General features: G+C 43.8%; 2 protein-coding genes. One reads left to right on the top strand and one right to left on the bottom strand.

Features of this window, described 5'->3' with window-relative positions; genetic code table 11:
- Positions 1–716: efflux RND transporter permease subunit (locus A3729_RS15550; protein WP_156497972.1), on the top strand; the 716-nt coding region annotated here is incomplete at its 5' end.
- A gap of 61 nt (positions 717–777) precedes the next feature.
- Here A3729_RS15550 and A3729_RS15545 read toward each other — a convergent pair.
- Positions 778–1,567, bottom strand: a 790-nt coding sequence (locus A3729_RS15545) for a putative solute-binding protein (protein ID WP_068634052.1), incomplete at its 5' end; no start/stop codon positions are given.

Genomic DNA, 1,567 nt, shown 5'->3' with positions numbered 1-1,567 from the left:
TCAACAACCAGTTAAACGTAGATAAATCATCTATCAAACTAACTGTTGTACTAAACAATATACCAAGCTACAAAACCTTAGCGCTTGAAAAGGATATTGCTGAATGGCTTGAGACAAATACCGATATTACTGAGTTCTATGCTGCGAGCCCGAATATCATGTTCTCTCATATCGGTGAGCGAAACGTTATGAGTATGGTTTCGGGGGTAAGTTATGCATTGATACTAATTTGTATCATCATGGTGATCGTACTCAGGTCAGTCAAACTGGGCTTGGTTAGCCTAATCCCTAACCTTATACCTATTGGTGCTGCATTTGGTTTGTGGGGTATCTTCAACGGTAATGTTGGCATATCCGTAGGTACCGCAACAGGTATGGTCCTGGGTATCGTCGTTGATGATACCGTCCACTTTTTAAGCAAGTATCGAAGGGCTAGGCGTGAGAAAGGCTATACTAGCGAGCAAGCGGTGCAATATGCTTTCGCAACCGTTGGTACTGCACTTTGGGTGACAACCTTCGTTTTAGTCGCAGGGTTTATGGTGCTTGCATTGTCCAACTTCAACATGAACGCCCACATGGGTATCTTCACTGCAACAACGATTACGCTAGCACTGATATTCGACTTTATAGCGCTACCCGCAATTCTACTCAAGCTGGAAGAGAAGACTGCGGGTAAGCAAGGCACAGAAAACATCCTTACTTCTACTCCAAACTAAAACCCAACAAAAAAGCCCCTACAAAGGATAATTTGTAGGGGCTTTCTTATTCATCAAGTAGCTATTCTGGTTTAGCGTTTGCAGCACACTCGCCACGAGAACGATCCAGACGGCAACGAATTTTCCAGAGTAACTTAAGTGCCGTAGGATGATTGACCTTGTCTGCCTTTAGTGCCATGCGTACACGTTTACTGAAATGATCAATATCATCCTTAGTAAACTGACTAATCTCGATCCAGTAGTTTTGAGGTATTTCATTCTCAGCATCCTTAACCATTCGTTCCATATCATCCATTCGTGTCAGGATATAATTACGCATTTTGTGGCCAAAGCTAACGCACTCACGCTTTCTGGCTTTTCGGTTCCTGGAACATACCTCAGGGAATTGATCACGCTTAGCGATTGTTTGCAGCATGCCATAATAAAGTCGGTAATCAATTATCCCGCCCTTGTCACCTAATCCGTTGTATAGCTCAAATGTGTTATAGGCCAAAGCTGGCATCAACAAAATATCGACATTACCATTATTGAATTGCCCTGCAAAAGTGGTCAGAGAAACATTGAAGGGAGAAGCACCCGCCAAGTCGGCAAACTTTTTAGCCTGGGGGTCTCCATTAAGAATTGCCAGTTTTTTACCAGCAAAGTCATCGATACTTTCTATCGATCGGTCATTTACAAAGGCAAACATTGACCCTACCGGAAAAGTTGCAACCACTTCGTAATTACCCTGGGTCATCAACTTACCGGCACGAGGACGAGCCAACGTACCCAAGGCGAGTTCAAGGCCTTTCTGGGAGGTAATCGCGCCAATAGCATCCATTGTGCCGCCAAATTTAACGAATTGGCGTGAA

It is taken from the genome of Oleiphilus sp. HI0043 (genome assembly GCF_001634935.1).
This window is presented reverse-complemented; position numbering and strand designations above follow the sequence as displayed.